This is a genomic window from Arthrobacter sp. Y3221159 (genome assembly GCF_059089885.1).
On record NZ_JBNHFC010000001.1, the window covers coordinates 29285 to 44191 of the forward strand.

Consider the following 14907-nt stretch of genomic DNA (forward strand, 5'->3'; position numbering starts at 1 on the left):
AATACGGACAGGCAGAGTTAGGGCAGCGATGTGCGGAATCAGCGGATTTTACGAAAGATACCCAGTCCAACCGCGTGCTGACGTTGCGGCAGCAATGATCGCGCGAATTCGTCACCGCGGGCCGGACGATAGCGGAGTCTGGGTGGATGAGGAGGTCGGCGTAGCTCTGGGGCACCAAAGGCTGTCCATTCTGGATCTGAGCGACGCAGGCGCCCAACCCATGGTCTCGGCTGATGGAGACTTCGTAATAGTGTTCAACGGCGAGATCTATAACCATGCTGATTTGCGCACCGCCTTGGACGCACAGAAGCCTATTGCTTGGCGAGGCCACTCGGACACGGAAACGATTCTCGAGTGCTTTGCCGCTTGGGGAATTGAGCGGACACTAAAGGCCTGCGAGGGCATGTTCGCCCTCGCCCTCTGGGACAGAGCAAACGGTGCTTTAACGCTGGCACGCGATCGATTCGGGGAGAAACCTCTCTACTTCGGTTGGCAAAGAGGGGCATTTCTTTTTGGTTCAGAGTTGAAGGCGCTAAAGGCTCACCCCGCTTTCGAAAACGAGGTTAGTCGAGACTCCTTATGCCTCCTGCTTCGGCATGACTGCATCCCTGCTCCCCATTCAATTTTCAAGGGCGTACATAAGCTTCGCCCAGGCCATTATTTTACTTTGACGCGGGCCGCTCTGAATGGGGGGTTGTCGCCCGAACCGGTTCCATACTGGCAGTTGAGGGAACCTGTCGATCAGGGCCAGCTTGAGCCATTCGCTGGCAGTGACGCCGAGGCAGTGGACGCTTTAGAACGCGTTCTGGGGGCCAGCGTGCGTCGGCAGATGGTGGCCGACGTGGCCCTGGGAGCGTTTTTGAGCGGAGGAGTGGATAGCAGCACGGTTGTTGCGCTCATGCAGGCCTCAGCGTCGCAGCCCGTCAAAACATTCACCATCGGCTCGTCCAGCTCGCACTACGACGAATCCGCACATGCCAAGGCCGTGGCCCGGCATTTGGGAACCGACCACACGGAGCTCATTTTGCAGCCGGCGGATGGGCTGAACGTTATCCCGGCCCTGCCTACCATGTACTGCGAACCATTCGCCGACAGCTCACAAATTCCGACGTTCTTGGTCAGCAGGCTTGCCAGCAAGGAAGTGAAGGTGGCGCTAACTGGCGACGGCGGGGACGAAGTGTTCGGCGGTTACAACCGTTATCTGGATGCTCGCGCGGTCTGGTCCAGGGTCGCCAAATTCCCTGCGCCACTCCGGCGGGTTGCTGCCGCGGGGCTTATGGCGGTGCCGCCCCACGCGTGGGACTCCCTTTTTGAAACCTCCAGCAAGGTACTGCCCAAACGGCTGCATCTGAACGCCCCGGGCGATAAAGCCCACAAGTTAGCCGGAGTGCTGGATACCGCCAGTGAGACCAACTTCTACCGCCAGCTCACCAGCCACTGGGATGATCCCGCTAGCGTGGTTCTTGGGGGTGTCGAGCCGCCGACGATAATGACCGATCCACGGCAATGGCCTGAAACCTCAGGCTTCGTGGAGTGGATGATGGCGATGGACACCCTGACTTATTTGACTGACGACATTCTGGTGAAAGTCGATCGGGCGGCCATGGCTGTCAGCCTCGAATCGCGGGTGCCAATGTTGGACCCGTCAGTTATTGAGCTTGCCTGGCGTATGCCCTTGGATAAGAAAGTGAGAGCGGGAGAAGGAAAATGGTTGCTCCGGCAGGTGCTTTACCGGCATGTCCCTAAAAGCCTTATAGAACGTCCCAAGATGGGGTTTGATTTTCCCCTTGACCGCTGGCTCAGGGGCCCTCTTCGCGACTGGGCCGAGCTCCTGCTGAACGAGGAACGACTGCGACGGGAAGGATACTTTCGCCCCGAGATAGTCAGGGGAATGTGGTCGGACCACCTCGGCGGCAAGCGCAACCGCCAGCACCAGTTGTGGACCATCCTCATGTTTCAGGCCTGGCTGGAAGAGCAGGAATTGACCAGCCACTAGAGTGCACTCCAGAAAATGTTGCAACCACCGCTGATGCGCCGATAATTCAGAAATGAAGGGAAACTCGCCGATGTCTCACGAGCAGGAAAAAGTCGTTATCGTCGGTCAGGGCTACGTAGGTTTGCCTGTGGCCATCCGGGCGGCGGAAGTGGGTTACGACGTCGTCGGTGTGGACATTGACAAGCGCCGAATCGATGAGTTGCTGGCGGGTAGATCGTACGTGGATGATATCGATCAAGAAACCTTGCATGCAGCACTCACGTCGGGCCGTTATCTGGCAACTACGAGCTATCGCGACGCTGCAGACTTTGACGTTGCGGTGATCAGTGTTCCTACGCCTCTGCGTGAGAGGCTCCCAGACTTGACATTCATTGAGGAATCTGCGCGTTCATTGGGCGTTCACGTAAGGGCAGGTGCCACAGTAGTTCTCGAGTCCACGACGTATCCAGGCACGACGGAGGAGCTTCTCGTGCCGATATTGGAGGAGGGCTCTGGTCTGAAAGCAGGGAAAGACTTCTACGTCGGCTATAGCCCGGAACGGATCGATCCGGGCAATAAAGTCTGGGGCTTCGTCGAAACGCCAAAGGTGGTTTCCGGCATCAATGCCGAATCCTTGAAAAGAGTAGAGGCTTTCTATGGAAGGCTCGTCAATCAGACGGTGCCCGTCAGCGGTACAAAAGAAGCCGAGCTGACAAAGCTTCTGGAAAACACCTTCAGGCACGTAAACATTGCCTTGGTAAACGAGCTGGCCATTTACGCGCACCAGCTCGGCGTGAACATATGGGAGTCCATCGAAGCAGCGTCGTCAAAGCCGTTCGGATTTATGAAGTTCACTCCCGGTCCTGGCGTTGGTGGACATTGCCTGCCGGTGGACCCCAGCTATTTATCCTGGCAGGTCCGCCGCAAACTGGGACAGAACTTTCGATTTGTCGAACTTGCCAATGACGTCAATGACCATATGCCGGACTACGTAGTCCAGCGACTGATGCTGATGCTTAATAGGGAACAGCGCTCCATTTCTGGGTCCACTATTCTGCTCCTTGGATTGGCTTACAAGAAGAATACCGGCGACATTCGCGAGGCCCCTTCGCTCCGCCTCATCGAGCTTCTTTTGGACGCGGGTGCCCGCCTCATCGCTGTGGATGACCACATCGAGGCTCACCGCTGGCCCCCAGGAGTCACGAGAGCGACCCTGGATGAGGCTGTGATCTCAACGGCAGACATCGCTGTCCTCGTTACTGATCACGATGATCTTGACTTAGCGTTGTTAGCCTCTCCTTGTCTTCCTGTGCTCGATACCAAGAACAAGCTATTTGCCGATCACATCGAGACATTGTGAATGCCGACGGGATTCACGCGTTATGCGACAGGGAAATCAACGTCGCTCCGGCGAGCATGCGCCATTCATTCCGCGCCTACGCAATATGAGGGGAAAGTCCCTTGGCAATAAGAGAAGAAAACCCTCTCGTTACTGTTACCACTTACGGGGTCACCGGTAGTAGTGCAAGAGTTCGAATCCATGACTGGTTGGAATTCCTAGATATTAGTGCGGTTCATCACGATTACTTGGGTGGCAGCGAAAACGGGTTGAGAACGATTGTGCGCGGGCTGCCAAAACTGCTCCGTGCCGAGTCGGATTTGCGGCGTCTCGCCAGGGAAGTATCGAAGTCGACCCTATTCATGAGTCGGGAGGCATCGCCATTCAGCAACGGAAGACTCGAATTTGCTCTGTTGTCGGGTGCAAGTCGTAGTATTTATGACTTTGACGACGCGGTCTTTGACACTAACCCGCGTGGGCTTAAGAGACTTTGGAGCAAAGCCAAGGTGTGGTCTGCTGCTATGAGATCAGCCGACGTGGTTATCGCTGGCAACGAATATTTAGCTGAACATGCAGCGAAGCTTCGCAATGATGTCGTCGTTATTCCGAGTTGTGTGAATCCGGCAGACTATGTTCCGAAATCTGACTATGCATTGGCGGAAGTCCCGACCTTGGTGTGGATGGGAACACCGGCAACCGAGCGCTACTTGCAGCAGCTAACTCAGCCCCTACTGGCGATCCATAAGGAACGGAGCATACGCCTTCGCGTAGTCAGTGCAGGAGCTAGGTCGCTTGGTGAACTGGATCAAATTGTGGAACGGGTCAACTGGTCGTCGCAGACCTTCGGCTCTGTCCTGGCGCAAGCGGACATAGGCATTATGCCGCTGGATAACTCTTTATATTCGCGAGGTAAATGCGCGTACAAGCTGCTTCAGTACGGGGCGGCAGGCCTGCCGGCCGTTGCAAGTCCGGTGGGAGCGAACCGCACAGTTTTGGAAGCCACGGGGGGGCATTGCGCGACTACCAGACAGGAATGGGAGCGGTCTCTCCGAGACCTCATAGCGTCCTCGGATGCGGACCGGGCACAGTTGGGGCGGCGCGCGCGGGACGTTATCAGCAAGGAGTACAGTTTTGATCGCTGGTCGGAAGTCTGGCGGAGCTCGACGGGCATTTAGCCGCTTCAAGGGCACCTCGGCGAAAACCAAGGCGGGCTCCTGATCAGCGCGAATAACATCTTCCCCCGGAGGGCGAGCAGCGTCTTGTGGCCTACCCGGCTGGCAACTCAGGCAAGCATCTCAAGTTAGGGGTGCGCAAGCATCAGCTTAGGGGTGCGCAAGCATTAGCCATACTCGATAATGAAGCATGACAAGGGACCTATCTTCGTATCCCGGACATCCTCCACACGCCGGGGGCAAGGCTTGAAGCGCCATCCCATTGCCAGGTATGTCCTTTGCAGCCGCGTTCCCCCTGTGTGTTATTCCAAAGGAGAATAGGATGCGTCCCCACAGCACTTCAGAACCCGATCCCTCGTCAAAGCTTCCCCGCCGCATAGTCCTTGCCGGAGCCGCCGCCCTCGCCGTCGTCTCCGTGGCTGGCCTTGCCGCCCAACTCAATGGTTCCCTGACCGGCGACGACGCTGATGACGGGCCCGTGGGCGGGGGTGAACTCGTCCTCAACGTCAAGGACTACGGCGCCACAGGCGGCGGAGCGATCGACGACACGGAATCGATTCAGGCTGCTCTGAACGCCGCTGGTCCTGGCTCTACCGTCTACTTTCCCCCCGGAACTTACCTGTGCCGCAGGATTGTGGGTACGGGAAAGTCAAACGTCACTTTCCGAGGCGTCCGAGGGGCCTCAACCTTGCTGTACAACCGCGCGGGCGCTGGCGCGGTGGATCCACTGATCGGTTGGAACCTGACCGCCAACCCGTCTGTGAATGACAGCAGCATTACCTTCAGGGATCTCGTGTTCAAGGGTGCCGGGACGCTTAGCGAGAATCAGGCACTCTTGCACATGTCCGCCGTCGATGGACTTGTTGTGAGCAATTGTCAGTTCCTCAATATGCAGGGCGACGCTATCAACATCGCCCGCACTGCCGTTGGCGGAACGGACACCGGGGTTCGTAACCGCAACGTGCGCATCCTTAACAACCTGTTCGACGGCGTGAACTACGCCGGACGGAACGGTGTAACTGTCATTGCCGGTGAGGACGTCCTCATCGAGGGAAACACCTTCACGCGGCTTACAAGCCCAAACATGCCCGGTGCTGTCGACGTGGAACCGAACGCATTCGACACCACCGCAATCTGCAACGACATCCGAATCGTCAACAACACTTTCAGGGACTGCGGCGGCTACATGGCAGATGTGGGCGCTTCGCTGGTGCCGCCGACTTTCACATCGAAGCGCTGGGAAATTGCGGGGAACACTTTTTCAGGTTCGAAGGCTGCGGCGTTCTACTTTCTTTGGCACAACCACGCCGCTGCGGACAGTGACCCCTACATCGATATCAACGTCCGCGACAACATAATCAGCGCCCCCGACGCGGCCAACACTGGCCCCGCGTTCGTCATAGAAGGCTTGCGGGGCGTCCGGATCGATGGGAACAGCTTTCACTCGTGGCCCGGCGAAATTGTCCTAATGGGCTACGACAACACCAGCACGGTAAAAGACATCAACATCTCGAACAACGTCTTTGTGGAGTGTGGCACAACTCCCGGTTATGTCATCAACTTCAATGTGGGCGACCGCGTTACTATAGATGACAACAGCGTGACAAAAAAAGGGGCGGCGCAAAACGCATTCATCCTGGTTGCCGGCACCGGCCCCACCTCGGCGCTGATTGTGCGGAACAACGTCGGCAGGAACGTTAGCCGGCTCGTAAGCTTTGGCGCTGGCACTACCACTCCATCAACGAACAGTTTCGTTGGAAACATCGGTTTCCCGATTGATGGGCCAGGTCCCGGTACCTAGCTAGGGCACGTCGATGGTATAGAAATTGTGATTCCGCCTTGAAAACACGGACGTCGTTTGTCACCACAGCACTTTCAGCCGAAAGCCTGTCGATGGCTTTTGCATCTCCGTTTTCTTCTAATACTTGTGGTGTATGTTGACAGGCAAATAGGTGTCCCTGCGACGAGATCGGCTGTCACTGTTGTTACGGCAACGTGGCATGCTTCAATGGGAAATGGGCGTGGCGAGCGTCTCAGGGGTTGGTTGACATAAGCTGCCTTCGTAGCGGACAGGGCTGGGAAACTAATGGAGTTGAGAGACTACCTACGTGTCATACGGCTACGCTGGTTAGCAATTGTAGCCTTCACCCTCATTGGGTTGGGGCTGGCCTCGGCATACACGTTCTTGCAAACCCCGTTATACGAAGCCAAGAGCCAAATTTTTGTTACCGTAAAGGCAGGGACTTCGGCGTCTGAACTGTATCAGGGCAATGCATTTGCAGAAGCGCGGATCAAGTCATACGTGAGCCTGGCAACGAGCGACAGGGTGCTCGAGGCAGTTGCCCGGGAACTAAACCTGACCGGAGGAGCGAAATCACTCGAAGGCAGAGTCTCGGCCACTTCGCCTGCAGGTACTGTCCTTATTGAGGTAACTGCCACCGACCCGGACCCCCAACAGGCTGTCAGGATTGCGAATACTTCGGTGAAGCAAGTTATCACGGGTGTGTATGCAGTCGAAGACGTGAGCTTTGTGAGCCTCAACGTTTTTGAGGAAGCCACGGCCCCCAGTTCCCCGTCATCGCCGAACGTGCCCGTCAATCTTGTCCTGGGGGTTCTTTTGGGACTTCTTTTCGGACTTGGCTATGTATTTTTTCGCGAGGTGCTTGATGGCAGGAACTTGAAACCAAGCTGATGCGGAGCGGGCCGTCAAAGACATCCTTGCGATCCTGGTTGCCGGAGTGGTACCAACCACGTCAAGGTTCAAACGAGTTTGAGATCGGCTGAGAAGGTGGGTATTGGCAGTTAGGGTGCAGGTACTTCTGTCTGCTGGCCTCGGCGCCTTGTCAAGTATTGCGCCAACAGTGGCGGCGCTTTTGCTGCTCCCGGTCCACGAGTTCGGGGTATTTGCGTTCCTCTACGCAGTTTTCGCGTTTGGCTGGTCGGTCTGCCTGTCCGTCGTTTGCGATACTTTCCTGCGGGCAGTAGGGGACCGCATTACTTGGGCGGAATTTTCGTCGGTTCTTGTTGGCTTTTCGTCTCTCGTTGCTGTTACCGCGCTTGGCGTGTCCTTGTTTATATATCCGGACGTTCTCTCTGCACTGTCGGCTTCCGGCGCCATAGCGCTGGGGGTTTATCGCCTCGGTGCGCGCTTTTTCCGGTCGCTCACGTTCGGTGCTGCGTCGGTGCTTTGGGCAGAGGTTTGCAACCTCCTATTTTTCCTGGCGCCATTATTTGGCGCTATGGCGATCGGGGTAATCAACCTGACGTCGCACTCTGTTGCTTGGCTTATCGCCGGCATAGCAAGCATCAGTATCTCACCCCCTCTCTTATCGAATCCGTTCAGGGCACTTTTGGGGTGGTGCAGGCTTAGGTGGGGCACGATCCGTATGCTGTTGTCGGATTCACTTCTCATGGATTGTGGAGCGATCATCGGTCCACTGCTGCTACTGCCCGGCTTGAGCGCTCAAGGATTTGGAATTTATCGCGGCGTTTCCAGCGTCGCGTCACCCGTGCAGCTTGTCCTCGAACCGATTAGGCCACTCCTGGCACATATGGCGGACGCTCGTCGGACTGGACTGAAATTGCTGCTGGGAGTCGTCGGGTCTGGGCTGGTGATGTCGATTGCCTGTTTCGTCGTACTTCTGTCACTGGACCGCTTTGATCTGGTCCAAGGAACACTTGAGGCGCTGACCGCGTTTGCCGTGCCCTGTTCAATTTTTGTCTTTAGCAATTTTTTGGGCCATTTCTACTACTTGCTGAACAGGGCGCACTCGCCCGCTAAGAGAATTCGTGCTGGCCGATTTGTTCAAACCGTCCTCGTTGTCGGGTGTCCATTACTCGGCGCAGCGCTCTTTGGGTTGCCGGGTGCGATCTGGGGATTCGTCGGAGCCACCTTGGTTTCTTCAACTACGTGGGTGTCGCTCATGTTGGCGCCTAACTAAATCTGCGGTAGCTCCGGTACGTGGCAGGCGGTGCCTTATTTCAAGGTCGAAGGTTGGGGCAGGAGGGTCTTTTCGACGTCTCGAGAAGCAGGGTCGCGGAGCATGACGTTTATGACTGCGAGGGGCAGGAAAATTGCCCACAGATGTGCGGGTGCCTGGAGGTAGGGATTTGAGGCGTTGGCGATGAGCATTGCAATGCCAGCGCAGAGAGTGACAGTCAGCGTGGGGAGCATATCCGGGCGGAGGCTGGCCGCCCTTCGGATCGCGGCCACCACGAATACGGCGATTGTTAGGACCAGGAGCACACCTATCACGCCCGTCTGCATAAGGAGTACGTGATACTGCAGCTCAAACTGCCAAGGCTGTGTATCGCTTCGCGAGTAGCCGGGGATGACAGCCCCTAAACCGTGTCCCCAGATAGGCGACTGCGACCATGCCCTCAAGAGCTGGTCGGCTTGCTCGTTGCGTTCCGTCTGGCTGGTGCTTACGTCCGACGACTCGCCTGAGAAGAGGGATACGACCGCACCCCAAGTATTGGCTACGAGCGGGTGGGCAAGTATGGCTGGCGAAGCAAAAATAACGGCGATAAGCGCAGCCATCGCCCCCAGCGCTTTAAGGGGAGATACAGTCAGGGGACCTCGGCGCATGGTGCTGCGCTTCACTACCCAAGCAACCAAAGGAATCAGCACCAAGACCACGATGATTGCACGGCGCCCACCCACCATGGCTCCCGCGATTCCAGCCGTTGCTGCAGCCGCACGCAGGGACATCCTTGGTAACAAGTCGTCGCGTTTTACCAAGAGTGATGCCAGCCACATCGGCGCGGAGGCGACGAGCGTTGAAAGACCGTAAAAGCGGATCTCTGTCGCGTCGCCCGTTCTACCAAATCCTGCCCCGGTAAGTTCGAGGACTATGTCCGGGATGACCTGCGGAGTCACGCCCAACTCGCCGCCCACATACACAAGAATGTAGGTGCCGGCTATCACCGTCATGACTGCGCATGTAGTGAGGAGTGCCTTGAGGGAGGAGTGGCCGAGAGCAGCGATGCTTACGAAGTAGACCATCGGGGCGATAACATACACGCCGGCCGAATTGACCAGACCCGGATTTTCCGCCCCGACCAGGAGCCCAAGAATCCCCAGCAGGAGAGTGAAGAACGCCACCCCCATGACGGGCAAGGTCAGGATTTTCCGCTGAACCAGGCTCGTCATGAGCGCGGCTGTGACCATCACGGCGAAAACTCCTACGAGCAGAAGTCCCTGCGACACCGGCATCAACAGTATGTATGCGAAAGACGCCGCTGCTACGAACCGCATGAGTGCCGCGCCGGCGGGTTTCTTCTCGGTCATGAACCAATGATAGGTACCAGTCTTACTGGCTACTTGTCCTGGTGCAGGTATAGGACGTTCAAAACTCGAGTAGCCACTGCGGTGGCCTCGTCCCTCCCAGCGCCGATAACGTTCCACGATGAGGTAAGGCTCAAGCGCTGAACGGACTTCTAGAAGTCGAGGCCGAAATAGCGGAATGGGTAGGTGCGTTATGCAGAAGTTTAAGATCGCGGTCCTCACCGATTTCGCGCTCGTTCCCCTATTTGGGCTGGAGGCTGTTAACGCGCTCGAAGGCTGTGAGGAAATCGCGGTCTTCTCCTGCACCAACACGAAGCCGAAGCGGCGGCCGTGGAAGCACCTCGGTTGGTACCTGCTGAACCTGGTCTCGATCCGAAACCCGATGACGCGGGTGGTCTCCCTGCGTGGGTGCAACAAGCGCATCGTTTACGAGAAGGCGTTCGAATCCCGCTATCGCGGCACGTGGCAGGAGCTTCCGGACGAATTGATCGCCGAGCTCGATGCCTCGGGGTTCGACGTGATCATAAAGCTCGGCATGGGCCTGCTCACGGTTCCCCCCAAGGATCGGCTGAGGACGCCGATCCTGTCCTACCACCATGGCGATCCGGACGAATATCGTGGCCGTCCGGCGGGCTTCTGGGAGATGCTGCACGGCCGGCAGACGATGGGACAGATCCTGCAGGTGCTGAGCAATGAGCTTGATGCGGGCAAAGTCGTCGCCTTCGCCGAGACCAAGCTCCAGCCGCATTCCTACCGGCGCTCACTGATCGAGGCCTACCGCCATTCGCCGCTGCTCATCAATCCCGCCATCGCCAACGCTCTTGCCGGTGAAACTCTGCCCAAGACATCGCAGGGCAAAAATTACCGCCTCCCCTCCAACGGGCAGGTGCTGAAGTTCGTGGCAGGAATGGCGGCCGCGTTTCTCAGACGCGCCGCCTACGGCGCGATGTTCGAAAAACATTGGCAGGTGTCGTACGCGTCCGCAAAACCGGCAGCGGCATTGGTGGCGAGTGCCTTTCCGGAAGCGGCAACCTGGCAGACGCTTCCGATCCCCAGCAACTATCTCTTCTACGCGGATCCCTTCTTTATCCGGGATCCGCCGGGCATCCTGGTGGAAGCGCTCAGCCGAAAGAACGCGCTCGGCGAGATCGTGCTGGTCGCCGGCGACCAGCATCGACGGGTATCGCCCGACGGCGGCCATTTTTCCTATCCGGCACGGTTTCGAGCCGGCGGCGAAGAGCTGATCGTCCCGGAAATCGCGCAATGGTCGGAACTGAAGGCCTATCGCATGAGCCCTTCCGGAATGACCGAGGCGTTCCAGATTCGGGTCGAAGGAAGCCACCGCGTCGCCGATCCCACGCTGCTGGAACATGGCGGTCGGATCTACCTGTTCGGCAATACCGAGACTGTCGGAACCAACAGTCTCCTCCTCTGGTCGGCCGACGATATCGGGGGCATGTTCGTGCCGCACCCCAAGAGCCCTTTGCGAATCAGCCCGCGGGGCGCCCGCATGGCCGGGGCTTTGGTGCGGGATGGCGAGCGTTTGATCCGTTTCGGCCAGAGCTTTCTCGGCGATTATGGCAACGGCATCTTCGCCTTCGAAGTGACGGCGCTCAGCGACCGCGATTATAGCGAGACACCGATCGGTGAGATCCGCTTTCCGGACCGGAAGGGACCCCACACGCTCAACTTTGACAATGGCCGGATGGTTTTCGACTGGTATCGGGATTGCTTCTCGCCGCTAGCCGGGGTGAGAAGATTTCTGGCACGGTTGAAGCGGAAATCAGCAGACTAGCATCCGGCACGCCGTTGACGGAACCTACAGCCTGTCAGGTCACGGGCTCAGCACGAGGGATTGAGGACAACTGTTACGAGTGCGGCGCTCTCGTAGAGAAACCGAAAGGCCCAGCCGGAGGGTGAGAGCTCTCGCCTGGAAGCGGACATGTTGAGCTCTTGGGAGTAACACCTTGCGATTAGGATCCGAGCCCTTGTGACGTGGGAGTCGTCTGTTACAACTGTGATTTTCTTCCACCCGTTTTCTTCGCTCAACTCCTGGATAGCCCTGGCTTCTCCTTGCGTGGTCACTGGATCTGGGCTGAAGCACACGATTCTATAAGGCCGATCTGCTCCGCAGATGCTGCTCTCATCGTCCGGCGCCGAAACAACGAGTGTCTCACTGTAGCCTTCGGACATGAGACCTAACGCGTAATCCAGTCGGCCTGTGCCAGCCGCTGGCGCCAAGACTATGACGGCGTCCGATTCCGTGGCTTGATCGACTGCCGGATTTGCAAATAGGAAAGCCCCGGCAATTACCCATGCGACCAGGAAGACGTCGCAGCACACGAGGGTGGCGATAAAGCTGTTCCGAACTCGGTGTCTTCGGCGACCGTGGGCTCTTCCTGACGGGAGATGGCCTTCCCCTGCGGTCAGTGAGGAATCCATAGTGGCAATAGTACGCACGGATATATGCCCCTGCCGGGTTCGCGCCTAAAGTCCTTCCTCAACTGGTGAATGTACTCCGGGCAGATATGAGTTGTGTCGGTCCGCGGCCAGCCCTGCCCGTCCATTAGGCGCGCCATGGAGTCTCCGCATCCAAATGGTCACGTTGCTCTAAAGCTCCATGTTGCTCCATCCATGGAGGTACGTTTACACGCCATCCTTTGGCTTCTTTCAAGGAGCCGTAGCGGATGATGAGTCTCGTTGGAGGGCGGCGTTGCGCTGGATTACCTGGTTGCGGCCCCCCAGAATGATTCCTTGGGCAAGCAGCCGGGCCAGCCTCGGGCGCATGAGGACAGCCCGGAAGGGGTACGGCAGTCCCGGGTAGCCGAAACTCACGTAGAACCGGGTCGCCGCGCCCGCTTGTAGGGCCACCTCCAGTGCCCGCCGGACGGGTAGGCCGAGCAGCAGCTCCACCTCTCGCGGCGCGCCCGTGGCCGTCGGGCGGGCGAGAGCTTTTTCTAGCAGGACGACATCGTGGGTAGCCACAGCGGTGCGCACGTTGAGCCCGTCCAGCCGGTCAATCAGGCGTAAGTACCATGAGCGCAGCGCGGACTCAGTGTCTACCCTGCCGCCGGGGATATCGTCCCGCCACTGGCCCTTTACTACACGCACCGAGATATTGCATTCGGATGCCATGACCGCGTCGTCGATACTTCGTTGCCAGCGTGCGGGCAGGACTACCCCGGTCAATGCCCCTTCACTACGAGATACTCTGGCCAACGCCAAGGTACGGTCAGCTTCGGCGGGGGAATGCGAGTCAAAGACGAGCCGCGTGTTTTGTTCCATGGCCAGCCTCGCCAGTTGGCGTACGACGTCGGCGTCGAACCCAAGCCGTGCGGCCTTCAGTGAAAGATCAGCCCGATCTCCAACGGCGCCCAGTTGGCTGAGGGCCTTGAGGGTGGAGCGCTCCTCAGCCGCCACCTGTGCGGCCGGCTCCCCTTGGTGCGGCCAGTATCCGAGGGTTGCCGCCGAGCCTGCCGCCAGCAGGCGCTCGGTCAGGTCCAGGGCCGAGGCCCTTTCCCGGCCGGCCAGGTATGCGCTTCCGGCCCGCTCGTATATCGGCCACAAGAGCCTCATGCCAGCACTGTAAACGGCGCGCCGGGAAGTCGGGTGCTTGGCTGACATGGGTCCTCCACTTTCGGGCTTCTTCAGTGTGGTGCGGGCAAGCCTACTCTGGGGCTTTTCGCATGGATAGGGTTGACGCCGCTGGTTGATGAGCTACTTTGGGTCAGCGCGGAGGGGCTACTGTGGGCGGCGCCATGGAGGAAAGAACCCGTCGGTGGCGTCTGTCCCGGCGAGCTTCCGGTACCGATCACGGTCGTGGACCAACTTTGCAACTTGGAACAGCCGTGGCGGGCTGGAAGGGTCGAAGCGCTGCTTGAAAGCATAAAGCGGAGAAGTGGTGTTTCCACCGAGTCCACCACCCAAGTGGAAGCTGGTCAGTCCACTCGCCTGCGCCCATTCCGCAGCTGCAAGATAGCAGGCAGCGGAGGCGCCAATCGCTCGCGCCACGTCGTCTCCGGCCGAGAGGTGCGCGTGAAGCCAGGGCTCTGCCGCAAAGCACAGCAGTGCGCTGACCAGACGATCCGCCAGCCGACCTTCGACCAGCAGCGGTACCAGGAATTGGTCGTCAGTGAGCAGCGCCCGCCAGTACGCGTCAGGGAAGAAGAAGAAGTCCGCTGCCTGTTGGCGCCGCATCGTGGCGACGTACAGGTCCCGGAAGCCGTCCAGGCTCGTTGGGTGGGTTGCTATGGTGATTGTGAGACCCGCATTCTCCGCCTTCCGCACTGATCTACGTTGATCCGAGTGCAGGTTTCGCCGCAGGTCCCGGCCTGGCGACAGGTCCCATGCCACGGTGGACGCGACGTCGAACAGCTCGGCAGTTGGCGGCACGAGCCTTCCGTTGCCGAGAAGCGGGTGCAGTCGGAGGAACGTGGACACGACTCCTTGCTCGTGGGCCCACGCGTCTACGGCGGCGCCGAAGGCGTTCAAGTCCGGGGCTCCCCGGCCGATCGGACCCCCATAGCCGTACGCGCTGGTGGCATCCCACCCGTGACCCCCCGGTAGCGGACGCAACAACAGCGGAAGCGCCACTTCGCCGCGCTCGTCCTCGTAAGCCAGCAGGACTGGCTTGGTGCCTTCCGGTTCGATCAGGGCCGCCGCTCGGTGGTATGCAGCGCAGCTGTAGGTGTCCCTGATACCCAGTCGGGCGATGTGTGAGTCCCAAACCGCGGCGTCTACTACATGGATGAACCGCCTGGACGCTACGGGGGTGGTGGGGGCGGAGGAGGTCATGTAATGGGCCCTTCGCGCTCGTCAAGCGAGACCAGACCCTCCCCGCCAGTATGTTAGCGTTGCCCGCTCTGCTACACAATGGCTGCGCGAACGGACAGCATCTCCCTAGAGGGAATTGTGCTGCCTTCCTTTGTTAACCACTGCCGCCCTCGGCGCCAAGGCGATGCCGAAAAAACAATGGCCCCGAATGTGCGGTCTTTCCGGGTAGCCATGGTTTCTAAATCGAGTAGTCTCTACTGTGTTCTCCGCTGGCCTCTCGGATTTAGCGTTTTCACATGAGGTTTCGTCAGGCAGCTTTTGTACCTGCGAGCTCAGAGTGTGCGCGCTATAGCGGCTTTGT

Annotated in this window: 12 protein-coding genes; 8 read left to right on the forward strand and 4 right to left on the reverse strand. The window is 58.6% G+C overall.

The features are described from left to right. The first annotated feature begins 28 nt into the window (after nucleotides 1-28). The 6 genes from asnB (at nucleotide 29) to AC5RT3_RS00150 (ending at nucleotide 8427) form a co-directional block, all read left to right on the forward strand. On the forward strand, nucleotides 29-1996 hold the full coding sequence (gene asnB / locus AC5RT3_RS00125) for an asparagine synthase (glutamine-hydrolyzing) (RefSeq protein WP_494123225.1): 1968 nt from the start codon (nucleotides 29-31) through the stop codon (nucleotides 1994-1996). 52 nt (nucleotides 1997-2048) lie between these two features. After that, the gene (locus tag AC5RT3_RS00130; RefSeq protein WP_494123226.1) at nucleotides 2049-3335 is read left to right on the forward strand and encodes a nucleotide sugar dehydrogenase; all 1287 of its coding nucleotides are present in this window, start codon (nucleotides 2049-2051) and stop codon (nucleotides 3333-3335) included. 101 nt (nucleotides 3336-3436) lie between these two features. Further along, complete coding sequence (locus AC5RT3_RS00135) at nucleotides 3437-4489, forward strand: glycosyltransferase (RefSeq protein WP_494123227.1); 1053 nt, start codon at nucleotides 3437-3439, stop codon at nucleotides 4487-4489. A gap of 319 nt (nucleotides 4490-4808) precedes the next feature. Continuing rightward, nucleotides 4809-6287, forward strand: coding sequence for a glycosyl hydrolase family 28-related protein (locus tag AC5RT3_RS00140; protein WP_494123228.1), 1479 nt, complete (start codon nucleotides 4809-4811; stop codon nucleotides 6285-6287). Nucleotides 6288-6572: 285 nt separating this feature from the next. Next, nucleotides 6573-7178: a YveK family protein gene (locus AC5RT3_RS00145; RefSeq protein WP_494010210.1), complete on the forward strand. Its 606-nt coding sequence runs from the start codon at nucleotides 6573-6575 to the stop codon at nucleotides 7176-7178. A 115-nt stretch (nucleotides 7179-7293) separates the two neighbouring features. After that, the gene (locus AC5RT3_RS00150; RefSeq protein WP_494123229.1) at nucleotides 7294-8427 is read left to right on the forward strand and encodes a hypothetical protein; all 1134 of its coding nucleotides are present in this window, start codon (nucleotides 7294-7296) and stop codon (nucleotides 8425-8427) included. A 35-nt stretch (nucleotides 8428-8462) separates the two neighbouring features. On the opposite strand, the gene AC5RT3_RS00155 is transcribed toward AC5RT3_RS00150, so the two are convergent. Next, nucleotides 8463-9776: an O-antigen ligase family protein gene (locus AC5RT3_RS00155; protein ID WP_494123230.1), complete on the reverse strand. Its 1314-nt coding sequence runs from the start codon at nucleotides 9774-9776 to the stop codon at nucleotides 8463-8465. Nucleotides 9777-9966: 190 nt separating this feature from the next. Between AC5RT3_RS00155 and AC5RT3_RS00160 the strand changes: the two genes are divergently transcribed. Continuing rightward, a complete protein-coding gene (locus tag AC5RT3_RS00160; protein WP_494123231.1) occupies nucleotides 9967-11568 on the forward strand; it encodes a glucosamine inositolphosphorylceramide transferase family protein in 1602 nt (533 codons plus the stop codon). Between the two features lie 47 nt (nucleotides 11569-11615). Here the strand turns inward: AC5RT3_RS00160 and AC5RT3_RS00165 are convergent, their stop codons facing one another. After that, a complete protein-coding gene (locus tag AC5RT3_RS00165; RefSeq protein WP_494010214.1) occupies nucleotides 11616-12215 on the reverse strand; it encodes a YdcF family protein in 600 nt (199 codons plus the stop codon). Between the two features lie 20 nt (nucleotides 12216-12235). Here AC5RT3_RS00165 and AC5RT3_RS00170 point away from each other — a divergent pair, with 20 nt between their 5' ends. Then, entirely contained in the window at nucleotides 12236-12343 is a 108-nt protein-coding gene (locus AC5RT3_RS00170) for a sugar transferase (protein ID WP_494010368.1), read from the forward strand. A gap of 100 nt (nucleotides 12344-12443) precedes the next feature. Here AC5RT3_RS00170 and AC5RT3_RS00175 read toward each other — a convergent pair whose 3' ends face one another. Both AC5RT3_RS00175 and AC5RT3_RS00180 read right to left on the reverse strand, forming a co-directional pair. Then, nucleotides 12444-13349 (reverse strand): acylphosphatase, encoded by a 906-nt coding sequence (locus AC5RT3_RS00175; protein WP_494051179.1) that lies wholly within the window; start codon nucleotides 13347-13349, stop codon nucleotides 12444-12446. 165 nt (nucleotides 13350-13514) lie between these two features. After that, nucleotides 13515-14567, reverse strand: a complete 1053-nt coding sequence (locus AC5RT3_RS00180) for a GNAT family N-acetyltransferase (protein ID WP_494051178.1) — start codon at nucleotides 14565-14567, stop codon at nucleotides 13515-13517. Nucleotides 14568-14907 lie beyond the last annotated feature (340 nt).

Excerpts from the sequence above, each read along its gene's own strand:
- asnB (WP_494123225.1), top strand. The coding sequence starts at position 29 with ATGTGCGGAATCAGCGGATTTTACGAAAGATACCCAGTCCAACCGCGT.
- AC5RT3_RS00180 (WP_494051178.1), bottom strand. The coding sequence starts at position 14,567 with ATGACCTCCTCCGCCCCCACCACCCCCGTAGCGTCCAGGCGGTTCATC.
- AC5RT3_RS00165 (WP_494010214.1), bottom strand. The coding sequence starts at position 12,215 with ATGGATTCCTCACTGACCGCAGGGGAAGGCCATCTCCCGTCAGGAAGA.
- AC5RT3_RS00140 (WP_494123228.1), top strand. The coding sequence starts at position 4,809 with ATGCGTCCCCACAGCACTTCAGAACCCGATCCCTCGTCAAAGCTTCCC.
- AC5RT3_RS00155 (WP_494123230.1), bottom strand. The coding sequence starts at position 9,776 with ATGACCGAGAAGAAACCCGCCGGCGCGGCACTCATGCGGTTCGTAGCA.
- AC5RT3_RS00145 (WP_494010210.1), top strand. The coding sequence starts at position 6,573 with ATGGAGTTGAGAGACTACCTACGTGTCATACGGCTACGCTGGTTAGCA.
- AC5RT3_RS00175 (WP_494051179.1), bottom strand. The coding sequence starts at position 13,349 with ATGAGGCTCTTGTGGCCGATATACGAGCGGGCCGGAAGCGCATACCTG.
- AC5RT3_RS00160 (WP_494123231.1), top strand. The coding sequence starts at position 9,967 with ATGCAGAAGTTTAAGATCGCGGTCCTCACCGATTTCGCGCTCGTTCCC.
- AC5RT3_RS00130 (WP_494123226.1), top strand. The coding sequence starts at position 2,049 with ATGAAGGGAAACTCGCCGATGTCTCACGAGCAGGAAAAAGTCGTTATC.